Annotated in this window: 19 protein-coding genes; 8 read left to right on the plus strand and 11 right to left on the minus strand. The window is 75.0% G+C overall.

The window, feature by feature from the left end; genetic code table 11:
• Nucleotides 1-92 precede the first annotated feature (92 nt).
• Both ABZ452_RS10785 and ABZ452_RS10790 read right to left on the minus strand, forming a co-directional pair.
• Nucleotides 93-701, minus strand: a complete 609-nt coding sequence (locus ABZ452_RS10785) for a dihydrofolate reductase family protein (protein WP_357941202.1) — start codon at nucleotides 699-701, stop codon at nucleotides 93-95.
• Nucleotides 674-1465, minus strand: a complete 792-nt coding sequence (locus ABZ452_RS10790) for a class I SAM-dependent methyltransferase (protein WP_357941204.1) — start codon at nucleotides 1463-1465, stop codon at nucleotides 674-676. Before ABZ452_RS10790 ends, ABZ452_RS10785 begins: the two co-directional genes overlap by 28 nt.
• An 80-nt stretch (nucleotides 1466-1545) precedes the next feature.
• Between ABZ452_RS10790 and ABZ452_RS10795 the strand changes: the two genes are divergently transcribed.
• The gene (locus ABZ452_RS10795) at nucleotides 1546-2394 is read left to right on the plus strand and encodes an alpha/beta hydrolase (protein ID WP_357941206.1); all 849 of its coding nucleotides are present in this window, start codon (nucleotides 1546-1548) and stop codon (nucleotides 2392-2394) included.
• Between the two features lie 54 nt (nucleotides 2395-2448).
• Here ABZ452_RS10795 and ABZ452_RS10800 read toward each other — a convergent pair whose 3' ends face one another.
• The gene (locus ABZ452_RS10800; protein ID WP_357941208.1) at nucleotides 2449-2895 is read right to left on the minus strand and encodes a hypothetical protein; all 447 of its coding nucleotides are present in this window, start codon (nucleotides 2893-2895) and stop codon (nucleotides 2449-2451) included.
• 84 nt (nucleotides 2896-2979) lie between these two features.
• On the opposite strand from ABZ452_RS10800, the gene ABZ452_RS10805 reads away from it, so the two are divergent.
• From ABZ452_RS10805 to ABZ452_RS10825, 5 genes are all read left to right on the plus strand, one after another.
• Nucleotides 2980-3819: a class I SAM-dependent methyltransferase gene (locus ABZ452_RS10805; RefSeq protein ID WP_357941210.1), complete on the plus strand. Its 840-nt coding sequence runs from the start codon at nucleotides 2980-2982 to the stop codon at nucleotides 3817-3819.
• Between the two features lie 109 nt (nucleotides 3820-3928).
• Nucleotides 3929-5104 (plus strand): ATP-binding protein, encoded by a 1176-nt coding sequence (locus ABZ452_RS10810; protein WP_357941212.1) that lies wholly within the window; start codon nucleotides 3929-3931, stop codon nucleotides 5102-5104.
• Nucleotides 5094-6296, plus strand: coding sequence for a hypothetical protein (locus ABZ452_RS10815; RefSeq protein WP_357941214.1), 1203 nt, complete (start codon nucleotides 5094-5096; stop codon nucleotides 6294-6296). Before ABZ452_RS10810 ends, ABZ452_RS10815 begins: the two co-directional genes overlap by 11 nt.
• The gene (locus tag ABZ452_RS10820) at nucleotides 6266-6982 is read left to right on the plus strand and encodes a response regulator transcription factor (RefSeq protein WP_357941216.1); all 717 of its coding nucleotides are present in this window, start codon (nucleotides 6266-6268) and stop codon (nucleotides 6980-6982) included. Before ABZ452_RS10815 ends, ABZ452_RS10820 begins: the two co-directional genes overlap by 31 nt.
• A gap of 73 nt (nucleotides 6983-7055) precedes the next feature.
• Complete coding sequence (locus ABZ452_RS10825) at nucleotides 7056-7799, plus strand: hypothetical protein (protein ID WP_357941971.1); 744 nt, start codon at nucleotides 7056-7058, stop codon at nucleotides 7797-7799.
• A 7-nt stretch (nucleotides 7800-7806) separates the two neighbouring features.
• On the opposite strand, the gene ABZ452_RS10830 is transcribed toward ABZ452_RS10825, so the two are convergent.
• From ABZ452_RS10830 to ABZ452_RS10840, 3 genes are all read right to left on the minus strand, one after another.
• Entirely contained in the window at nucleotides 7807-8799 is a 993-nt protein-coding gene (locus tag ABZ452_RS10830; protein ID WP_357941218.1) for a DJ-1/PfpI family protein, read from the minus strand.
• Between the two features lie 4 nt (nucleotides 8800-8803).
• Nucleotides 8804-9460 (minus strand): isochorismatase family protein, encoded by a 657-nt coding sequence (locus ABZ452_RS10835; protein WP_357941220.1) that lies wholly within the window; start codon nucleotides 9458-9460, stop codon nucleotides 8804-8806.
• Between the two features lie 94 nt (nucleotides 9461-9554).
• Nucleotides 9555-10304 (minus strand): lysophospholipid acyltransferase family protein, encoded by a 750-nt coding sequence (locus tag ABZ452_RS10840; RefSeq protein WP_357941222.1) that lies wholly within the window; start codon nucleotides 10302-10304, stop codon nucleotides 9555-9557.
• Nucleotides 10305-10415: 111 nt separating this feature from the next.
• On the opposite strand from ABZ452_RS10840, the gene ABZ452_RS10845 reads away from it, so the two are divergent.
• Nucleotides 10416-11063 carry an alpha/beta hydrolase gene (locus tag ABZ452_RS10845; RefSeq protein ID WP_357941224.1) on the plus strand — a complete coding sequence of 216 codons (648 nt, stop codon included), beginning with the start codon at nucleotides 10416-10418 and terminating at the stop codon, nucleotides 11061-11063.
• Between the two features lie 19 nt (nucleotides 11064-11082).
• A complete protein-coding gene (locus tag ABZ452_RS10850) occupies nucleotides 11083-11475 on the plus strand; it encodes a VOC family protein (protein WP_357941226.1) in 393 nt (130 codons plus the stop codon).
• Between the two features lie 54 nt (nucleotides 11476-11529).
• Here the strand turns inward: ABZ452_RS10850 and ABZ452_RS10855 are convergent, their stop codons facing one another.
• The 5 genes from ABZ452_RS10855 to ABZ452_RS10875 form a co-directional block, all read right to left on the minus strand.
• Entirely contained in the window at nucleotides 11530-13590 is a 2061-nt protein-coding gene (locus tag ABZ452_RS10855) for a glycogen debranching N-terminal domain-containing protein (RefSeq protein WP_357941229.1), read from the minus strand.
• On the minus strand, nucleotides 13590-13961 hold the full coding sequence (locus ABZ452_RS10860; protein ID WP_357941231.1) for an SCP2 sterol-binding domain-containing protein: 372 nt from the start codon (nucleotides 13959-13961) through the stop codon (nucleotides 13590-13592). The genes ABZ452_RS10855 and ABZ452_RS10860 overlap by 1 nt, the downstream gene beginning before the upstream one ends.
• A 163-nt stretch (nucleotides 13962-14124) precedes the next feature.
• Nucleotides 14125-14541, minus strand: coding sequence for a CBS domain-containing protein (locus ABZ452_RS10865; protein WP_357941233.1), 417 nt, complete (start codon nucleotides 14539-14541; stop codon nucleotides 14125-14127).
• A gap of 75 nt (nucleotides 14542-14616) precedes the next feature.
• A complete protein-coding gene (locus tag ABZ452_RS10870; protein WP_357941235.1) occupies nucleotides 14617-15057 on the minus strand; it encodes a PPOX class F420-dependent oxidoreductase in 441 nt (146 codons plus the stop codon).
• 4 nt (nucleotides 15058-15061) lie between these two features.
• On the minus strand, nucleotides 15062-16087 hold the full coding sequence (locus ABZ452_RS10875) for an aspartate-semialdehyde dehydrogenase (RefSeq protein WP_357941237.1): 1026 nt from the start codon (nucleotides 16085-16087) through the stop codon (nucleotides 15062-15064).
• Nucleotides 16088-16263: the final 176 nt, after the last annotated feature.

Raw genomic sequence — 16263 nt, forward strand, 5'->3', positions numbered from 1 at the left:
CCGGCCCCGGGGATCCCGGCGCGGGCGTGGCGGGTCGGCGGCGGGACACCAACCGCGCCACGTCCAACGTCGACCGACGCACATCCGCGGGCTCAGACGTTGCCGAAGGACGGCGCGCCGGTGCTGTCGTACGTCAGCATGGTCACCCCGGTGCCGGAGGTGCGGGTGCCGGTCAGGCGCAGGCCCGCCGGAGGCACGCCGTCGGCGAAGAGTCGCTGCCCGCGCCCCAGCACCACCGGGAAAACCAGCAGCTGGTACGTGTCGATGAGCCCCTCCCGCATCAGCGACCGGGCGAGCGCGCCGCTGCCGTGCACCTGGAGCTCACCTCCGGGGCGGTTCTTGAGTTCGCTGATCGCGGCGGCCAGGTCGCCGTCGAGGCGGTGCGAACCCGACCAGGTCAGCTCGTCGTCGCGGGTGGTGGCGACGTACTTCGGCAGCCGGTTCAGGGGGTTGTCCGGTCCGCCCTCGGCCGGGTCGGTCACGTGCGGCCAGTAGGCGGCCATGATGTCGTAGGTGCGGCGGCCGAGCAGCAGTGCCTCGGCCCGCTCGAAGGTCTCGCCCATCCACCCGCCGACCGTCTCGTCGAAGTGCGGCGGCAGCCAGCCGCCCAGGTCGAACCCGCCGGTGCGGTCCTCCTCCTGCCCGCCCGGGGCCTGCATGACGCCGTCCAGGGTCAGGAACGTGGTGATGGTGAGTCGCATGACTGTCCCTCCTTCGTGGCCGGCCCGCGCCGGCCTCCACCCTGCCGACGGCCGAGGAACAACCGATTCGACAGCCCAGCCGCACCGAGGTTGTGAACTAGGCCATAGCTCCGGGGCCACCGTAGGGCCTGCGGGCGAACAGGTACGCCGCCGGCCGGCCGCCCCTCCCCCGGCGCTTGCCACATGGTCGCGGTGACCACGAGGCCCGCCGCCGCGAGCAGCCCGGTGATCCCCTCCGGGCGGGCGAAGTGCACGTCGAGCGACACCGGGTGGCCGTAGGCCCGGTCGCGGCGGACGTGCTCGTCGTCGCCCCCGTGAAAGCCGAGCAGCGTGTGGCCGCCGGGTGCGAGCACCCGGTGGAACTCGGCGAACACCCGGGGCAGCAGCTCGCGCGGCAGGTGCACGATGGACCACCAGCTCAGCACCCCGCCCAGCCGGCCGTCGGGCAGGTCCAGCGCGGTCATCGAGCCGACCTCGAAGCACAACCCGGGGTACGCCCGCCGGGCCAGCGCGACCATCCGCGGCGACAGGTCGACGCCGAACGCGTCGACGCCGAGGGCCGCCAGGTGGGCCGTGACGTGGCCGCGGCCGCAGCCGATGTCGGCCACCCGTCCACCGGCGGCGCGGGCCAGTTCGGCGAAGGCGCCGAGCGGCGCCCGGTCCAGCGGCAGCTCCGGCAGCTTGGCGGTGACCAGCGCGGCGTAGTCGACGGCGACCGTGTCGTACGCGGCCCGGGTCTCGGCCAGGTGAACGGGCTCGGTCATGCCCCGACCGTATCGGTGTCGATCCGCTCGTACACCGACACGGGTCGGCGGTGGGAGCCGGGTCGACGTAGTCTCCGCTCATGGTGACCGAGACGGATCTCCGCCTGGGCGACGGCCGCACGCTGCACGTCTACGACACCGGCGGGTCCGACCGGCTTCCCGTCTTCTGGCACCACGGCACGCCGAACATCGGCGCTCCGCCCGCGCCGCTGTTCGCGGCGGCCGACCGGCTCGGTCTCCGCTGGGTCTCCCACGACCGCCCCGGCTACGGGGGGTCGACGCCGCTGCCGGGGCGCGACATCGCCTCCGCGGCCGCCGACGTCGCCGCGGTGGCCGACGCGCTGGGTCTCGACCGGTTCGCGGTGCTGGGCCACTCGGGCGGCGGCCCGCACGCCCTGGCCTGCGGCGCGCTCCTGCCCGACCGGGTGGTCGCGGTGGTGGTCGGCGCCGGCCTGGCCCCGTACGGCGCGGCCGGGCTGGACTGGTTCGCCGACATGGTGCCCGCCGGGGTGGCGTCGTTGCGGGCGGCCGCCGCGGGGCGGGCGGCCAAGGAGGCGCATGAGGCTTCGGGCGTCGCGTACGACCCGGAGTTCACCCCGGCCGACCTGGCCGCGTTGCACGGCGAGTGGTCCTGGTTCGACAGTGTGGTGGGCCCGGCGGTGCGGGCCGGCCCGGGCGGGCTGATCGACGACGACCTGGCGTACGTGCATCCGTGGGGCTTCGACCCCGCCGAGGTGACGCCGCCGGTGCTGCTGGTGCACGGCGGGCGGGACGGGGTCGCGCCGGTGGCCCACGCCGAGTGGCTGGCCGGGTGCTGTCCCACCGCCGAGCTGCGCCGCTACCCGGAGGACGGGCACATCTCGGTGCTGCGCCACGCCGAGCCTGCGCTGGAGTGGCTGCGCGGGCGCGCCGACGAGGCGCCCCGGTAGGTGGTGGGTAGCGCTCACCCACCGTGGATGTCACAGCGGCGCCCGGCCGGACCGTCACTCGCAGATCCGCCAGCCGCCGTCCTCCTTGACGAGGACGAACGCCTGCGTCGTGGTGGTGCCGCTGCTCGGGGTGAAGCGGACCTGTGCCGAGCCCCCGACCCGTCCGTTGTTGTTCGTTACCTGCAACCCGACGATCCGATAGCCGGTCAGCGCGGGCTGAGCGGACTGCTGCCGGACGAAGTCCTCCTGGCTGACCCGGTCGCGCACCCGCCCGCAGAGCTGGCCGTACGCCGTGGGGTAGTCGCGGCTGACCAGCGCGCCGGCGAAGGTGTCCACGGCGGTCCGGGCCGGACCGGTGGCGTCCTGCACCACGCGGTAGAGGACGAAGCCGCCGACGACGCCGCCCACGCAGCACAGCGCGAGCACCACGCCGACGACGGTGAGCACGACCCGGGTCGTGTTCGACTTCCTGGGCGGCACCATGGCCGGTTGGTACGCCATGTCCGCAGGGTAGGAGCACCGCGCCAGCGGCCCGGACGGTAAAAACCGGGTGACCGGCCGCCGAGGGGCGTCCACCATCGATGGATGCCGCAGCATCGACCCGCCGAGCCGGACATCACGCGCTACTACACGGAGGTCTTCGTCGAGGCGGACCGGTTGGACCGGTCGCCGCAGGGACGGCTGGAGGCGTGGCGCACGCGCGACCTGCTCACCCGGCTGCTGCCGGCGCCGCCGGCCGAGGTGCTGGATGTCGGCGGTGGCCCCGGCGCGTACGCGGGCTGGCTCGCCGCGGCCGGGCACCGGGTGCACCTGGTCGACCTGGTGCCGGCGCACGTCGCGGCGGCCCGGGCGACGTACCCGGGGATCACCGCGACCGTGGGTGACGCGCGGAGCCTGCCGCTGCCCGACGGCGCGGCCGACGCCACCCTGCTGCTCGGCCCGCTCTACCACCTGCCCGACCGGGCGGACCGGGTGGCGGCGCTGCGCGAGGCGGCCCGGCTGACCCGGCCCGGTGGCCCGGTGCTCGCGGCCGTGATCAGCCGCAACGCGGCCCTCATGGACCTGACCGTTCAGGGGCGGGTGGACGAGCACAACCGTGCGCTGCTGCGGGGGGAGTACGCCACCGGGGTGAACGACCCGCGGAGCGGCTTCACGACGGCCTACTTCCACCGGCCGGCGCAGGTGGTGGACGAGTTCGTCGCGGCCGGCCTGCCGGTCCCGGCGGTGTACGGGGTGGAGGGTCCGCTGTGGCCGGTGCTGAACGCGCTCGGCACCGGCCCGGCCGAGCGGCTCTTCGCCGACGCGGTGGCGTGCGCCGAGGCGTTCGAGCGGGATCCGGCGGTGCTCGGGGCCAGCGCCCACCTGCTCGCCGTGGCCCACACCGGAGCGGACCGGAGCCGGCCGGCCGGCGGGACATCTGCATAGCGACGCGCCGCGTACCGAGGGTGACCAGGTCCCGGTAGGCGTGTTATTCTCCGGCGTCGATCTACCGTGCGGACCCGACCGGGTCGCTGCCGGAAGGACACCTCCCCCGATGCCGGTCGTAGCCGCCACGACCCTGCCGCCGTCCCCGCTGGACCGGCCGGCGGGCGGCGCGTTCACCCTGATCTTCACGACGCTGCCGGCACTGCTCCGGCTCACCTGCGGGCTGGTCGCCGCGGTGGTCGCGCTGTCGGTGCGCACCCCGCCGGTCCGGGTGGCCCTGCTGGTTCCGGCGATCGTCGCGCTCACCGCCTGGTCGGTCTGGTACGCGGCCCGCGCGCTCCGGTACGGGTTCACCGGCGCCCTGGTGGCCGGCGACGTGGCGCTCACCACCGCGGCCGGGCTGGCGATCCCCTGGCTGGTCGCGCCGGAGGTGCTGCCCGGCGAGGGGAGCTGGATGGCGGTGCTGGCCAGCACCACCGTGATCAATGCGCAGGCCACCGCCCCGGCCCGCTGGTCGGTCCCGGCCGGGCTGCTGGTCACCGCCGCCTACGCGACCGGCGCCGCGCTGGCCGGCAACCCGGTCGAGGCGCGCGCGCACGCCGGGACGCTGCTGGTCCAGACCGGCTGCGCGGCCGTGATGACGGCGGTCATGCGCCGCCGGATCGGGCGCGCCGACGCCGCCTTCGCCGACTATCAGCGGCTCTCGCGGGAGGCCGTGGTGGGGCGGGCCGCCCGGGAGGCCGAGCGGCGGCAGAACCGGGACCTGCACGACACCGTCCTCGCCACGCTCACCATGGTCGGGCTCGGCGCGGTGCCCGGCCCGTCCGCCGCGCTGCGCGAGCGGTGCGCGGCCGATCTGCGTACCCTCACGGCCCTGGCCGACGCGCGCGCGACGCCGGCCGGCGCGGTGGCCCTCGACGAGCGCCTGCGGGCGGTCCTCACCCGGCTGCCCGAGCTGACCGTGGACGCGGCGCTCGCGCCGTGCCGGGTGCCGGCGACGGTCGCCGCGGCGCTCGCCGACAGCGCCGCCGCCGCGCTGGCCAACGTGGTCCGGCACGCGCCGGGCGCCGCCACCACGCTGCGCCTGACCGGGGACGCCGACACCGTCGTGGTCGAGGTGGCCGACGACGGCCCCGGCTTCGACCCGGCCACCGTCCCGGCCCACCGGTACGGGTTGCGCGAGTCGATCCACGGCCGGATGTCCTCGGTGGGCGGCCGCGCGGTCGTGACCTCCGCTCCTGGCGCCGGCACCCGGATCCGGCTGGAGTGGTCCGGTGGCCACTGACTCGGGAGCGCTCGGGACCGGCACGGCGGTTCCGGCGATCGTGCGGCAGCGGGCGCCGGAGCGCGCCGGGCCGGGGGCGGCCGCGACCGCGGCGCACGCGGTGGGCGACGCCTCGGACCGGGGCGCGCGGATCGCGGCGGTGGTCATCGCGCTGGCCTGGCACCTGGCGATCGGGTTGCCGGGGCTGCTCACCTCGTGGTCCCGGCTGGCCGCCCCGCCGGTGGTCGCCGCCGGCTGGCTGGTGACCGCGGCGGTCGGCGTCGCGGCCGGCGTACGCCTGCTGCGCGGCGGGCTGCCGCCGGCCCGGCTGCTGGCGGTTGCCCTGCTGGTCGTCGACGGGGTGGTCTTCGCGGCGGCCGGTGAGCGGCAGCTCTTCACCGCCGGCAACTGGGTGTGGGGCGGCCTGGCGTGGTTCTTCCTGCTGGTGCTCTGGCGGCGGCCGGTGGGCTGGCTGCTCGCGCTGCTCGCCGCACACGCGACGATCGCCCTGGCCGCGGCGGTCCTGCACGGCGCGACCGCCCCGGCCGACCTCAGCCGCTACGCCATGTACGTCTACGGCACCTCGTCGCTGCCGGTGGCCGTCTTCGCCGGGGCGGCGGCGATCGCCGCGCTGGCCCGGGACCGGGCCTCCACCGCCGCGGCGGCTCTGGCCGTGGAGGCGGAACGGGACGCGGCGGAACGGGCCCAGCGGGAGCGGCAGGCGCGCCTGGCTCTGGCCAGCGGCACCGCCGAGGAGGTGCTGGCCGCCCTGGCGGCCGGTGACGCCGACCCGGCCGACCCGGCGGTACGCCGCCGCGCCGTGCTGGCGGCGGCCCGGCTGCGCCGGTTGATCGCCGAGTCGGACGACGTGCCGGATCCGCTGCTGCACGAGCTGCGTGCCGCGGCGGACCTGGCGGAACGGAACGGCCTGCCGATCGAGCTGGTCGCCGTCGGGGCGCCGCCGGAGCTGCCGGTCGAGGTCCGCCGGCGGCTGGCCGACCCGGCGACCGCGGCGCTCGCGGGCGCCCGGGGCTGGGCCCGGCTGACCGTGGTGGCCGGCCCGGACGAGGTGGTGGTCAGCCTCGTCACCCCCGACCACGACGGGCCGGACGCGACCGGCCCGCCCGGCGGGGACGGGGACGGGCCGGTGGAACACCTGCACGAGCGGGACGGGGAGATCAGATGGACGCAGACGCGGTGGCGGAGGACGTGACCGGCGGGCAGCCGGTGGGCGTGGCGATCGTGGACGACCATCCGGTCGTGATCGACGGGGTACGGGCCTGGCTGGCCGGGGAGCCGCGGCTGCGCGTGCTGGCCACCGGGGACGATCCGGACATGGTGCTGCGGGCCGCCCCGGAGGCCGCGGTGGTCCTGCTCGACCTGCGGCTGCACGGGCGGATGGTGCTCGACAAGCTCGCCGAGTTGAGCACGGCGGGCCGCCGGGTGGTGGTCTACTCGGAGCACACCGACCCGGAGACGATGCTGGCCGCGCTGGACGCCGGCGCGGTGGCGTTCCTGGCCAAGCACGAGGGTCGGGAGCACTGCGTGGCGACCGTGCTCGCCGCGGCGAGCGACCGCCCGTACGTGCCGCCGGCGCTGGCCGGGGCGATCGTGGGCGATCCGCGCCCCGACCGGCCGGCCCTGTCGGACAAGGAGCGCGAGGCGCTGCTGCTGTGGTTCCAGTCGATGTCGAAGGCGTCGGTGGCGCGCCGGATGCGGATCAGCGAGCACACCGTGAAGCAGTACGTGGACCGGGCGCGGATCAAGTACACCCGGGCGGGGCGGCCGGCGGCCACGAAGGCGGCGCTGCTCGCCCGGGCGATTGAGGACGGCCTCGTCCGGCCGGAAGATATCGGCATCTACCGGTCACAGGCGTCCGCCGACCGGCCGACCCCCTAACGGGTGTCATGACAGCCACCCCCGGGTGGGCCAGGCTCGACGTATCGCCAACCGCCACCGGGAGGTCGTGACCGTGCAGGAGGACGCCGCACCCTTCTTCATCGGGCCGCACCGCTTCGACGCGGATGACGATCCCACCCATCCCCTGCTCGACCGGCGCTACGCGCTGCTCCCGGAGCCGGGCGAGCGGCGGCTCGGGCAGCACCGGCTGCTGGTGGCCGGTCATCTGCTCGGCCCCACCGACGACCTCCGGTCCTGGGCGCTGCCCACCCCGGCGACGGTCACTGTGACCGACCGGCGGCTGGCGTACGTCTGCACCGGCTCCGAGCTGTCCCTGGTCTCCGGGCGGGACGGCCGGACGGACGCCCGGCACCGGCGCCCGGTCCGGCTGTCCCGCCTGGTCAGCGGCCAGATCCGCTGGCAGTGGCCGTCCCGGCTGGAGCTGGCCGAGAGCCCCGACGGCACCGGCGAGCTGCGGGTGGTCTGCGACGCGCTGCGCACCATCCGGCAGCCGGCGCTGGCGCTCGCCGGCCCGGTCGACCTGGTCGCCGCGCTGACCCGGCAGGTACGCCGCTCGGTGGCCGCGTTCCGGTTGGCCCGCCCCGAACTGGTCGACCTCTCCCCGCCGGAGCGGGACACCCTGGCGGTCCGGGTGAGCCCGACGCCCGGCCCGACCCGGGGTGCGGTGACCCTGCCGGGTTCGCTGCCGGTCGAGTTCCTGTCCCGGGAGGACTACTACCGCCCGGCGGTGGCCGAGCCGCCGGCCTGGCCCCGCCAGGACGTCCCGGCGCGGGACCGCCCCGGCTCCGCCTGCTGACCCGCGCTCAGCCGACCAGCCGCAGCGCGGCCGGGTCGGTGCGTCCCCGGGCGCGCAGCCGGCGCAGCATCCGGGCGTCGGTGAAGCCGACCGTGCGGGCGGCGGCGTCCACGGTGGCGCCGTGCCCGATGAGGTGCTCGGCCCGTTCCACCCGCAGCAGCTGCTGGTAGCCGAGCGGGGTCAGCCCGGTGGCCTGCCGGAACAGCCGGCTCAGGGTGCGTTCGGCGACCCCGCAGGCGGCGGCCAACTCGGCCAGCGGCAGCGGCTCGGCGTAGTGCGCGTCGATCAGGTCCTGCGCCCGGTGCACCGCGTCGGAGAGGTGCGACCGGTGCCGCATCATGGCGCTCGCCTGCTGCTCGTGGCCGTTGCGGCGGGCGTACACGACGAGGGTGCGGGCGATCCGGGCCGCCACGGCGGGGCCGTGCCGGGTGGCGACCAGGTGCAGCGCCACGTCGATGCCGCTGGCGATGCCGGCGGAACTGACCACCCGGTCGTCGACCACGTAAAGCACGTCCCGGACCACCCGGGCCGCCGGGTGCCGCCGCGCCAGCTCGTCCTGCACGTCGTGGTGGGTGGTGCACCGCCGCCCGTCGAGGAGGCCGGCCCGGGCGAGCGCGAAGGCGCCCGCGCAGACGCTCGCCACGGTGCCGCCGGCCGCGTGGTGCTCCGCCAGCCGCCGCAGCTCGTCCGGCCCGACCGGCCCCGCCGGGCCGTGCGCCGACAGCCGCCACCCGGGTACGACGACCAGGTCGTCGCGGTGCAGCGCGGGCCAGTCGACGGTGGCCCGCAGCGACACCCCCTGCACGGTCGGCACCTCGGTGGTGGCGGCGACGTAGTGCAGGCGGTAGTCGTACCCGAGGTCGGCGGCGGCGGAGAAGACCTGGGCCGGCCCGGCGAGATCCAGCAGGTGCAGCTGCGGCACCAGGAGGAACACGACGGCTCCCGGTCGCGGCGCGGCGCCCGGCGCGCCGGGCTGGAGTCGCGGGTCGACCCGGCTCATGGGATCAGGCGCCGATCGGGAGCGCGTCCACGACAGCTCCAGGTCGCGGCGCGGCGTCAGAGGCGCCGAGCTGGAGTTGTCGCACGACGTCGGCGACGGTGCGCACGGTGGCGAACCGGCCGGCCAGGGCGTACTCGGTGCGGGCGGTCATCTCGGCGGTGGAAAGGGTGCGCGGGTCGGCCAGGATCCGCTCCAGCGGGGCGTCGGCCGGCAGGTCCCGGTGCGGGGTGGGGAAGGTGACCGTCGCGTCGGTCACGAACGTCATCTCGTACCCGAGGTCGCAGCCGACGCGGGCGGTGGTCTCCACGCACTGCTCGGTGCGGATGCCGCAGACCGTGACCGCGCGGATCCCGGCCAAGGTGAGCACCTGCTGGAGGTTCGTGGTGGTGAAGGCATTGTGCGAGGTCTTGACCAGCGTCGGCTCCCCGGGCACCGGGGCGAGGCCGTCGATCAGCCGGACGTGCCCGGAGGCCGGGTCGAAGACGCCACCGGTGCCCGGCTCGGCGTGCAGGACCCAGACCACCAGGTCGCCCCGGCGGCGGGCCGCGTCGACGAGCCGGTTCACCTGGTCGACGATGTCCGGCTGGGAGGCGTAGGCCCAGATCGGGCGCTGCCGGAAGGACTCCTGAACGTCGATGACGACGAGTGCTGCTCTGCTCATGGGCTCGATCCTGGCCGGGCGGGCGCCGGGCCGGCAGACACCATCATGCCGGGATGCGGAACGATCCGGCCAGGTGCGGGTGCCCCGGCGCGGGTCAGGGGGTGGGGGCGCGGCGGCCCGGGCGGTCCAGCTCGGCGGCCTGCTCGGGGGTGGGCGCGGTGCCGCCCAGGTGGGCGGGCTGCCACCAGGTGTCGTCCGGGCCGGCGGGCTGGTCCGGGTATTCGCGCTGGGCCCGGTCGACCAGCGCGGTGAGCCGGGTGCGCAGCTCGGCGGTCAGGGCGTTGCCGTCCGGGTAGGCGGCGGGGTCCATGGGTTCGCCCACCAGGATGGTGATCGGGGTGTGCCGCCGGGTGAGGGTGCGCGGCCGCCCCTTGGTCCACAGCCGCTGGGTGCCCCAGAGCGCGACCGGCAGCAACGGCACGCCGGCCTCCTGGGCCATCCGGGCCGCGCCGTTCTTGAGGTCCTTGACCATGAAGGAGCGGCTGATCGTCGCCTCCGGGAAGACGCCGACCACCTCGCCGCGGCGCAGCGCGCTCACCGCCGAGGCGTACGAGCCGGCGCCGGCGGCCCGGTTCACCGGGATGTGCTTCATGCCCCGCATCAGGGGGCCGGAGACCTTGTGCCGGAAGACCGAGTCCTTCGCCATGAACCGGACCAGCCGGCCGGAGTCCCGGGCGCCGTACCCGCAGAAGATGAAGTCGAGGTAGCTGACGTGGTTCGAGGCCAGCACCGCCCCGCCGGTGCGCGGCACGTGGTGGCTGCCGTCGACGCGCAGGCGCAGGTCGAGAGCGCGGAACATCGTCTTGGCGGCGAGGATCACGGGCGGGTACACGAGTTCCGGCATCCGCCAACTTTACCCCGAGTAGGTTACGGGACCGTAGGGGCGGAAGTCCCCTCGCTCTGCCGTCGGCAGAGCGGGTGGCGGGCGGCGCGCCGGTGCGGCCAGCATGGCGGGATGACCGATCGCGGCGCACTGCTCTGGATCCACGGCGGCGGGTGGCGGGCCCGTTCCGAGGAGGACGGGGCCGCGCTCGCCCCGCTCGGGCTGCGGGTGGTGCCCGCGACCTACCGCTTCGCGGCCGAGGCCGGCTGGCCGGCCCAGCTCGACGACGTACGCGCCGCCGCGCGGGCCGCCCGCGCCACGGCGGGCGGGCTGCCGCTGCTGGTCGGCGGGGACTCGGCCGGCGCCATGCTGGCCCTGCACCTGGGCCTGCGCGGGGTGGACCGGCCGGGCGACGTCCGGGGCGTGCTGGCCTACTGGGCGCCGGTCGACCCGCTGGAACCTCAGTGGCGGCGGCTGCGCCGGCACGACGACCCCTGGGCGGGCCTGCTCGGCCACCCGCCCGCCTCCGGTGATCCGGCGACCGTCGACGCCACCGTCGCCAGCCACCTGGGCTCGGGCGTGCCGGTGCTGCTCGTGCACGGCCGCGACGACGCCGCCGTGCCGGCCGCCCAGTCGGTCGGGCTGGCCACCCGGCTGCTCGCCGCCGGCCACCCGGCGCACCTCTGGCTCACCCACGGCGGGCACGCGCTCGACCTGGCCCGCCCCGACATCCGGGCGGTCACCGCCGCGTTCCTGGACACCGTCCTCCCGCCCGCCTGAGCCGACTACGGTGCAGGGCATGCCCGATCTCACCGCGATCGTCATCCACTGCCGGGATCCCTACCTGCTCGCCCCGTTCTGGAGCACGGTGACCGGGCTGCCCGTGGTCGAGGAGGACCGGGCGAAGCTGGCCGACCGGTCGCTGGAGCCGGACGAGTCGGTGCTGCTGCGCGACCCCGCCGGCCGCCGGCCCGACGTCTGGATCAGCCCCGTCGAGGACCTGCCCGGCGCCGGCCGGATCCACCTGGACCTGGTCGGCGACGCGGAGGAACGGGCTGCCGTGCTGGAGGCGGGCGCGACCGTGGTCCGCGAGCTGCCCCGGTGGACCGTGCTGGCCGACCCGGAGGGCAACGAGTTCTGCCTGCTCCCCCGCAGCGAGGCGCACGGCGACGCGCTGCTGCCCGGGCACTGAGCCCACGGCGGCGCGCCGCCGGCCTCCCGGCCGGCGGCGCGCGGGCGCCTCGGGTCAGGAGGCGAGGTTGTGCAGGTCCAGCCGGCCCCGGGCGAAGGCGTCCACCCGGCCCCACCGGCCCGGGATGTCCAGCACCTCGATGCGACCCATGCCGACCGGCAGCCGCGGGTCCACCGCGAGGTGCCCCTCGTGCGGTTCCAGCCCCAGCATCGTCCGGATCAGCAGCAGCGGGGTCCCGGTCGACCAGGCCTGCGGGCTGCACGCCGTCGGATACTCCACCGGGAACTTGGTCAGCTCCCGCTGGTAGCCGCCGAACGCCTCCGGCAGCCGCCCGTCGAAGTACCGCGCCGCGTCCAGGATGCCGTTGGCGACGGTGGCGGCCTCCTCGGCGAAGCCGTATCGGCGCAAACCCCAGGCGATGAACGAGTTGTCGAACGGCCAGATCGTGCCGTTGTGGTAGCCGATCGGGTTGTAGCGGACCTCGCCCTCGGCCAGCGTGCGTACGCCCCACCCGGAAAAGAGCCGCGGGCCGACCAGGTGCGCGGCGATCTGCCCCGCCCGGTCCTCCTGCACGATGCCGCTCCACAGCAGGTGACCGATGTTGGAGCTGAGCACGTCGCACTGCCGGCCGTTCGGGTCCAGCCCCAGGGCGTAGAAGCCGCCGTCGGCCACCCACCAGTCCCGGTTGAACCGCTCCTTGAGCTCCGCCGCCTCGCGTTCCAGCTGGTCGGCGTACGCGGGGTCGCCCCAGAACTCCCGGGCCAGCCGGGCGGCCCGCACCTTCGCGTCGTACGCGTACCCCTGCACCTCGCAGGTGGCCCGCGGGAACGGCGGCAGCGTGCCGTCGGAGTACGAGAGGGAGTCCCAGGAGTCCTTCCAGCACTGGTTCTCCAGGCCGGTGTCGGTGTTGCGCCGCTCGTACCAGATGTAGCCGTTGCCGACCAGGTCGGCGTAGTCGTCGAGCCACTTCAACGCGGCCCGGCACTCGCGTTCCAGCTCCTTGACCAGCGCGACGTCGCCGCTCCACTTCTCGTACTCGTCGAGCAGCACGATGAACAGCGGCGTCGCGTCCACCGAGCCGTAGTACGGGGAGTGCGGCTGCTCCTCGAAGGCGGCCGTCTCGCCGTAGCGCATCTCGTGCAGGATCCGCCCCGGGTCCTCGTCGCGGAAGTCGTCGAACCGGGTGCCCTGCAACGCGCCGAGGATGCGCAGCGTCGTCTTCGACATCTCGGGCGCGAACGGCAGCACCTGGAGGCAGGTGAAGATGCTGTCCCGGCCGAACATGGTCATGAACCAGGGCAGGCCGGCGGCCGGCAGCGTCTGCCCGCCCAGCGAGAGCGGCGAGAACCGCAGCGCTGCCAGGTCGATCAGGCTGCGCCGGTACGTCGACGCCACCTGGCCGTGCTCGCTGTTCACCTTCGGCGCCTTGGCGATCCACTGCTCCAGGTCGTGCTGGAGGGCCAGCCGCTCGGTGCCGTGCGCGCGCAGCCCCATCCGCAGGTCCCGGCCGCCCGGGCCGACCGCGTGCGTCTGCACGTCGATGGCCGTGTCCCACTGCTCGTTGGGTTCCAGGTGGATGGTCCAGGCGAACCCGTTGCGGTCGTAGCGGGCCGGCCGGGAGGCGGCGATGACCGTCTCCCGCCGGAAGTTGCCCCGTCGGTAGCCGAGCCGCAGCTTGTCGGACTCCGCCTCGGCGTAGGTCTCGCCCTTCTTGTTGAGGATCTCGTCCTTGACCTGGAAGAGGTCGGCGAAGTCGGAGCCGGCGTCCATCCGGATCTCCAGGTCCACCGCCTTCTCGTCGTGGTTGAGGATCGTCAGCGTCTCCCGGAAGCTGCCGCCCACCGCCCGCTCCCGGATGATCGACAACTTGGCGTCGATGTAGTGCGTCGCCATGCCCGGCACCAGGAAGAACCGGGCCTCGTAGTACTGCAGGTCGTCGTAGGAGAGCGCGTTGAGGCGCTCACCGTTGACGGTCAGCACCCATTTCGACAGGAACCTCGTGTCGATCGAGAAGAGGCCGGTCGGCTCGGTTGGCGTGGCCTCGATGTCACCGGTGTCCTCGGAGACCACGAACGTGTTGCCGTCCAGGATCCGGACGGTGTTGCTCCCGGGCATCAGGCAGCCCTCCTCTGAAACGAGTGGTGCGGCCCGCGCGAATCCGACGGACCAGGGAAGATCCGTTCCACCTGCAACACCAGACGCAGGTCGCCGGAGACCGTCATGTCCCCGCGCAGCAGCGCCGCGATGGTGTTCTCCTGGCCGCTGACCAACTCGCCGAAGAGCCGCGGCTCGGCACCCACCACGGTGTCGGCCTCCTGGTCCTCCTGACGGACCCGGAGGTTGCCCCGGTCGATCTCCAGCAGCCAGTGCGTGGTCTGCGGTCCCTCGTGCAGGTCGAACCGGAGCGTTCCGGAGGTTTTGGCCAACAGCGGTTCGAACCCCCGCCGGTCCAGGTCCTCGAAGAATCTGGTCGTGGTCATGTCCATCGGGCGACTCCTCCCGCGATCCGCACCCTCCGACGTCCGAGGACGGGTCCCCGCCCGGGTACGGGGTCAACCTCGCCCGGTTCGGGTGAGTCACCAGCCCGGAGCCCCGGACGTGCGAACGCCGGCCCCCGAATCGGGGGCCGGCGTCACCGCGGCGGACGGGTCAGTTGTTCGGGTCGTCGGCGCTGACGTCCGCGAGCACCGACTGGGGCTCCCGCTCCACGGCCAGGTCACCCATCGACACCAGGCCGATCAGGCGGCCGTCCTCGGTCACCGGCAGCCGGCGTACCCCGTAGGTGCGCATCAGGTCGGCGGCGGCCACCGCGTCGTCGTACTGGCTGACCGTCACGACGTCCTTGCTGGTGATCTGGTCGAGCTTCGTCGCGCTGGGATCAAGGTTCTCGGCCACGCCCCGGACCGTGATGTCCCGGTCCGTGACGATGCCGACCACGTTGTCGCCATCGGTCACCACCACGTCGCCGATGGCGCTGTCGCGCATCTCCTGCGCCGCGGCGGTGAGGGTGTCGCTGCCGGCCATCGTCACCAACCGGGTCGTCATGAACTCTCCGACCGTTGTCATGGTGCTCCCCTCTCGGTGTCGGCACCGCGGTCTACCCGGCGCCCGGGGCGAGGTAACGCGGGCCGGCGTCGGCGGTCAGCCGCGCGGCGGCATCCCGTAGAGCCGCTCGACGTGCAGCCGGAGCACCAGCCGCCGCTCGGCCACCATGGCCCGCCGGAAGTCGTCCCAGTCCGGGTGTTCGCCCTGCACCGCCCGGTAGAGCCCGACCAGTTCCTCGACGGTCGGGTCGTCCGGCCGCTCCGCCACCGGGGTCAGCTCGGCGCGGGCCTCCGCCACCGCGTACGCCCAGCCGTCCTCGCTGCTCACGTGGAAGCTGGCCCGGGGGTCGCGGCGCAGGTTCGCGGTCTTCGCCCGGCCGTCGGTCACCGAGATCCGGATCAGCCCGGCATCCCGGTCGAAGGAGTGGACCACGGTGGACAGTTGGGGCCGGCCGTCGCGCTTGAGTGTGGCGAGCACGCCGAGCCGGCGGCTCGCCACGAGGTCGGTCAGGGCCTGCCGGGTCCGCTCGTCCGCCATGGGGTCAGCGCCCTTCCGCGGCGACGAGCTCGGCGAGCTGCACGGCGTTGAGCGCCGCGCCCTTGCGCAGGTTGTCGTTGGCGCAGAACAGGGCGAGGCCGTGCTCGACGGTCTCGTCGGCCCGGATCCGCCCGACGAACGTGGGGTCCTGACCGGCCGCCTCCAGCGGGGTCGGCACCTCGTGCAGGGCCACACCCGGCGCGCCGTCGAGCAGCTCACGGGCCCGGGCCGGGGTGATCGGGCGGGCGAAGCGCGCGTTGATCTGGAGGGAGTGGCCGGTGAACACGGGCACCCGGACGCAGGTGCCGGAGACCTTCAGCCCGGGGATCTCCAGGATCTTGCGGCTCTCGTTGCGCAGCTTCTGCTCCTCGTCGGTCTCCGAGGAGCCGTCGTCGACGATCGAGCCGGCCAGCGGGAGCACGTTGAAGGCGATCGGGCGGGCGAACGAGCGCGGCGCGGGGAACTCCACGGCCGACCCGTCGAAGGCCAGCCCGGCGGCGTGCTCGGCGACCTTGCGGACCTGCTCGTCCAGCTCGGCCACGCCGGCCAGGCCGGCACCGGACACCGCCTGGTAGGTGGCGACCACCAGGCTGACCAGCTCGGCCTCCTGGTGCAGCGGGCGCAGCACCGGCATGGCGGCCATGGTGGTGCAGTTCGGGTTGGCGACGATGCCCTTGGGCCGGTTGGCGAGGGCGTGCGGGTTGACCTCGGCGACCACGAGCGGCACCTCGGGGTCCATCCGGTACGCCGAGGAGTTGTCGATGACGACCGCGCCGGCCTCGGCGACCCGGGGCGCGAGGTCCCGGGCGGTGCCCTTGCCCGCCGAGAACAGCACGATGTCCAGGCCGCGGTAGTCCGCGGTGGCCGCGTCCTCGACGGTGACCTCGCCGTCGCGCCAGGGCAGCGTGCGCCCGGCCGACCGGGCCGAGGCGAACAGCCGCAGCTGCTCCGCCGGGAACTCGCGCTCCGCCAGCACCTGCCGCATCACGCCACCGACCTGGCCGGTGGCCCCCACAATGCCGATCCTCATGCCGGCGAGGCTACCCAGCCGGGCGGGGCCGGCGGGAAGTCTTTCCCAGCGCGCGGGCCGCCGACCAGCGGGGCGCCCTTCGGCGATCGGGCCGTCGACCGGCAACGACACGGGCGATCGACGGGCTGCCGACGGAGAATCCCCGGCTGTCCGCGGCCCGGGCCGGAGCATCCGCG

Origin of the sequence: Micromonospora sp. NPDC005707, assembly GCF_040631005.1 — a bacterium.
Lineage (GTDB): Bacteria > Actinomycetota > Actinomycetes > Mycobacteriales > Micromonosporaceae > Micromonospora.

Bases quoted from the DNA above. Each gene is read 5' to 3' on its own strand.
- ABZ452_RS10785 (WP_357941202.1), bottom strand. From the start codon at position 701: ATGCGACTCACCATCACCACGTTCCTGACCCTGGACGGCGTCATGCAG.
- ABZ452_RS10790 (WP_357941204.1), bottom strand. From the start codon at position 1,465: ATGACCGAGCCCGTTCACCTGGCCGAGACCCGGGCCGCGTACGACACG.
- ABZ452_RS10795 (WP_357941206.1), top strand. From the start codon at position 1,546: ATGGTGACCGAGACGGATCTCCGCCTGGGCGACGGCCGCACGCTGCAC.
- ABZ452_RS10800 (WP_357941208.1), bottom strand. From the start codon at position 2,895: ATGGCGTACCAACCGGCCATGGTGCCGCCCAGGAAGTCGAACACGACC.
- ABZ452_RS10805 (WP_357941210.1), top strand. From the start codon at position 2,980: ATGCCGCAGCATCGACCCGCCGAGCCGGACATCACGCGCTACTACACG.
- ABZ452_RS10810 (WP_357941212.1), top strand. From the start codon at position 3,929: ATGCCGGTCGTAGCCGCCACGACCCTGCCGCCGTCCCCGCTGGACCGG.
- ABZ452_RS10820 (WP_357941216.1), top strand. From the start codon at position 6,266: ATGGACGCAGACGCGGTGGCGGAGGACGTGACCGGCGGGCAGCCGGTG.
- ABZ452_RS10830 (WP_357941218.1), bottom strand. From the start codon at position 8,799: ATGAGCCGGGTCGACCCGCGACTCCAGCCCGGCGCGCCGGGCGCCGCG.
- ABZ452_RS10835 (WP_357941220.1), bottom strand. From the start codon at position 9,460: ATGAGCAGAGCAGCACTCGTCGTCATCGACGTTCAGGAGTCCTTCCGG.
- ABZ452_RS10840 (WP_357941222.1), bottom strand. From the start codon at position 10,304: ATGCCGGAACTCGTGTACCCGCCCGTGATCCTCGCCGCCAAGACGATG.
- ABZ452_RS10845 (WP_357941224.1), top strand. From the start codon at position 10,416: ATGACCGATCGCGGCGCACTGCTCTGGATCCACGGCGGCGGGTGGCGG.
- ABZ452_RS10850 (WP_357941226.1), top strand. From the start codon at position 11,083: ATGCCCGATCTCACCGCGATCGTCATCCACTGCCGGGATCCCTACCTG.
- ABZ452_RS10855 (WP_357941229.1), bottom strand. From the start codon at position 13,590: ATGCCCGGGAGCAACACCGTCCGGATCCTGGACGGCAACACGTTCGTG.
- ABZ452_RS10860 (WP_357941231.1), bottom strand. From the start codon at position 13,961: ATGGACATGACCACGACCAGATTCTTCGAGGACCTGGACCGGCGGGGG.
- ABZ452_RS10865 (WP_357941233.1), bottom strand. From the start codon at position 14,541: ATGACAACGGTCGGAGAGTTCATGACGACCCGGTTGGTGACGATGGCC.
- ABZ452_RS10870 (WP_357941235.1), bottom strand. From the start codon at position 15,057: ATGGCGGACGAGCGGACCCGGCAGGCCCTGACCGACCTCGTGGCGAGC.
- ABZ452_RS10875 (WP_357941237.1), bottom strand. From the start codon at position 16,087: ATGAGGATCGGCATTGTGGGGGCCACCGGCCAGGTCGGTGGCGTGATG.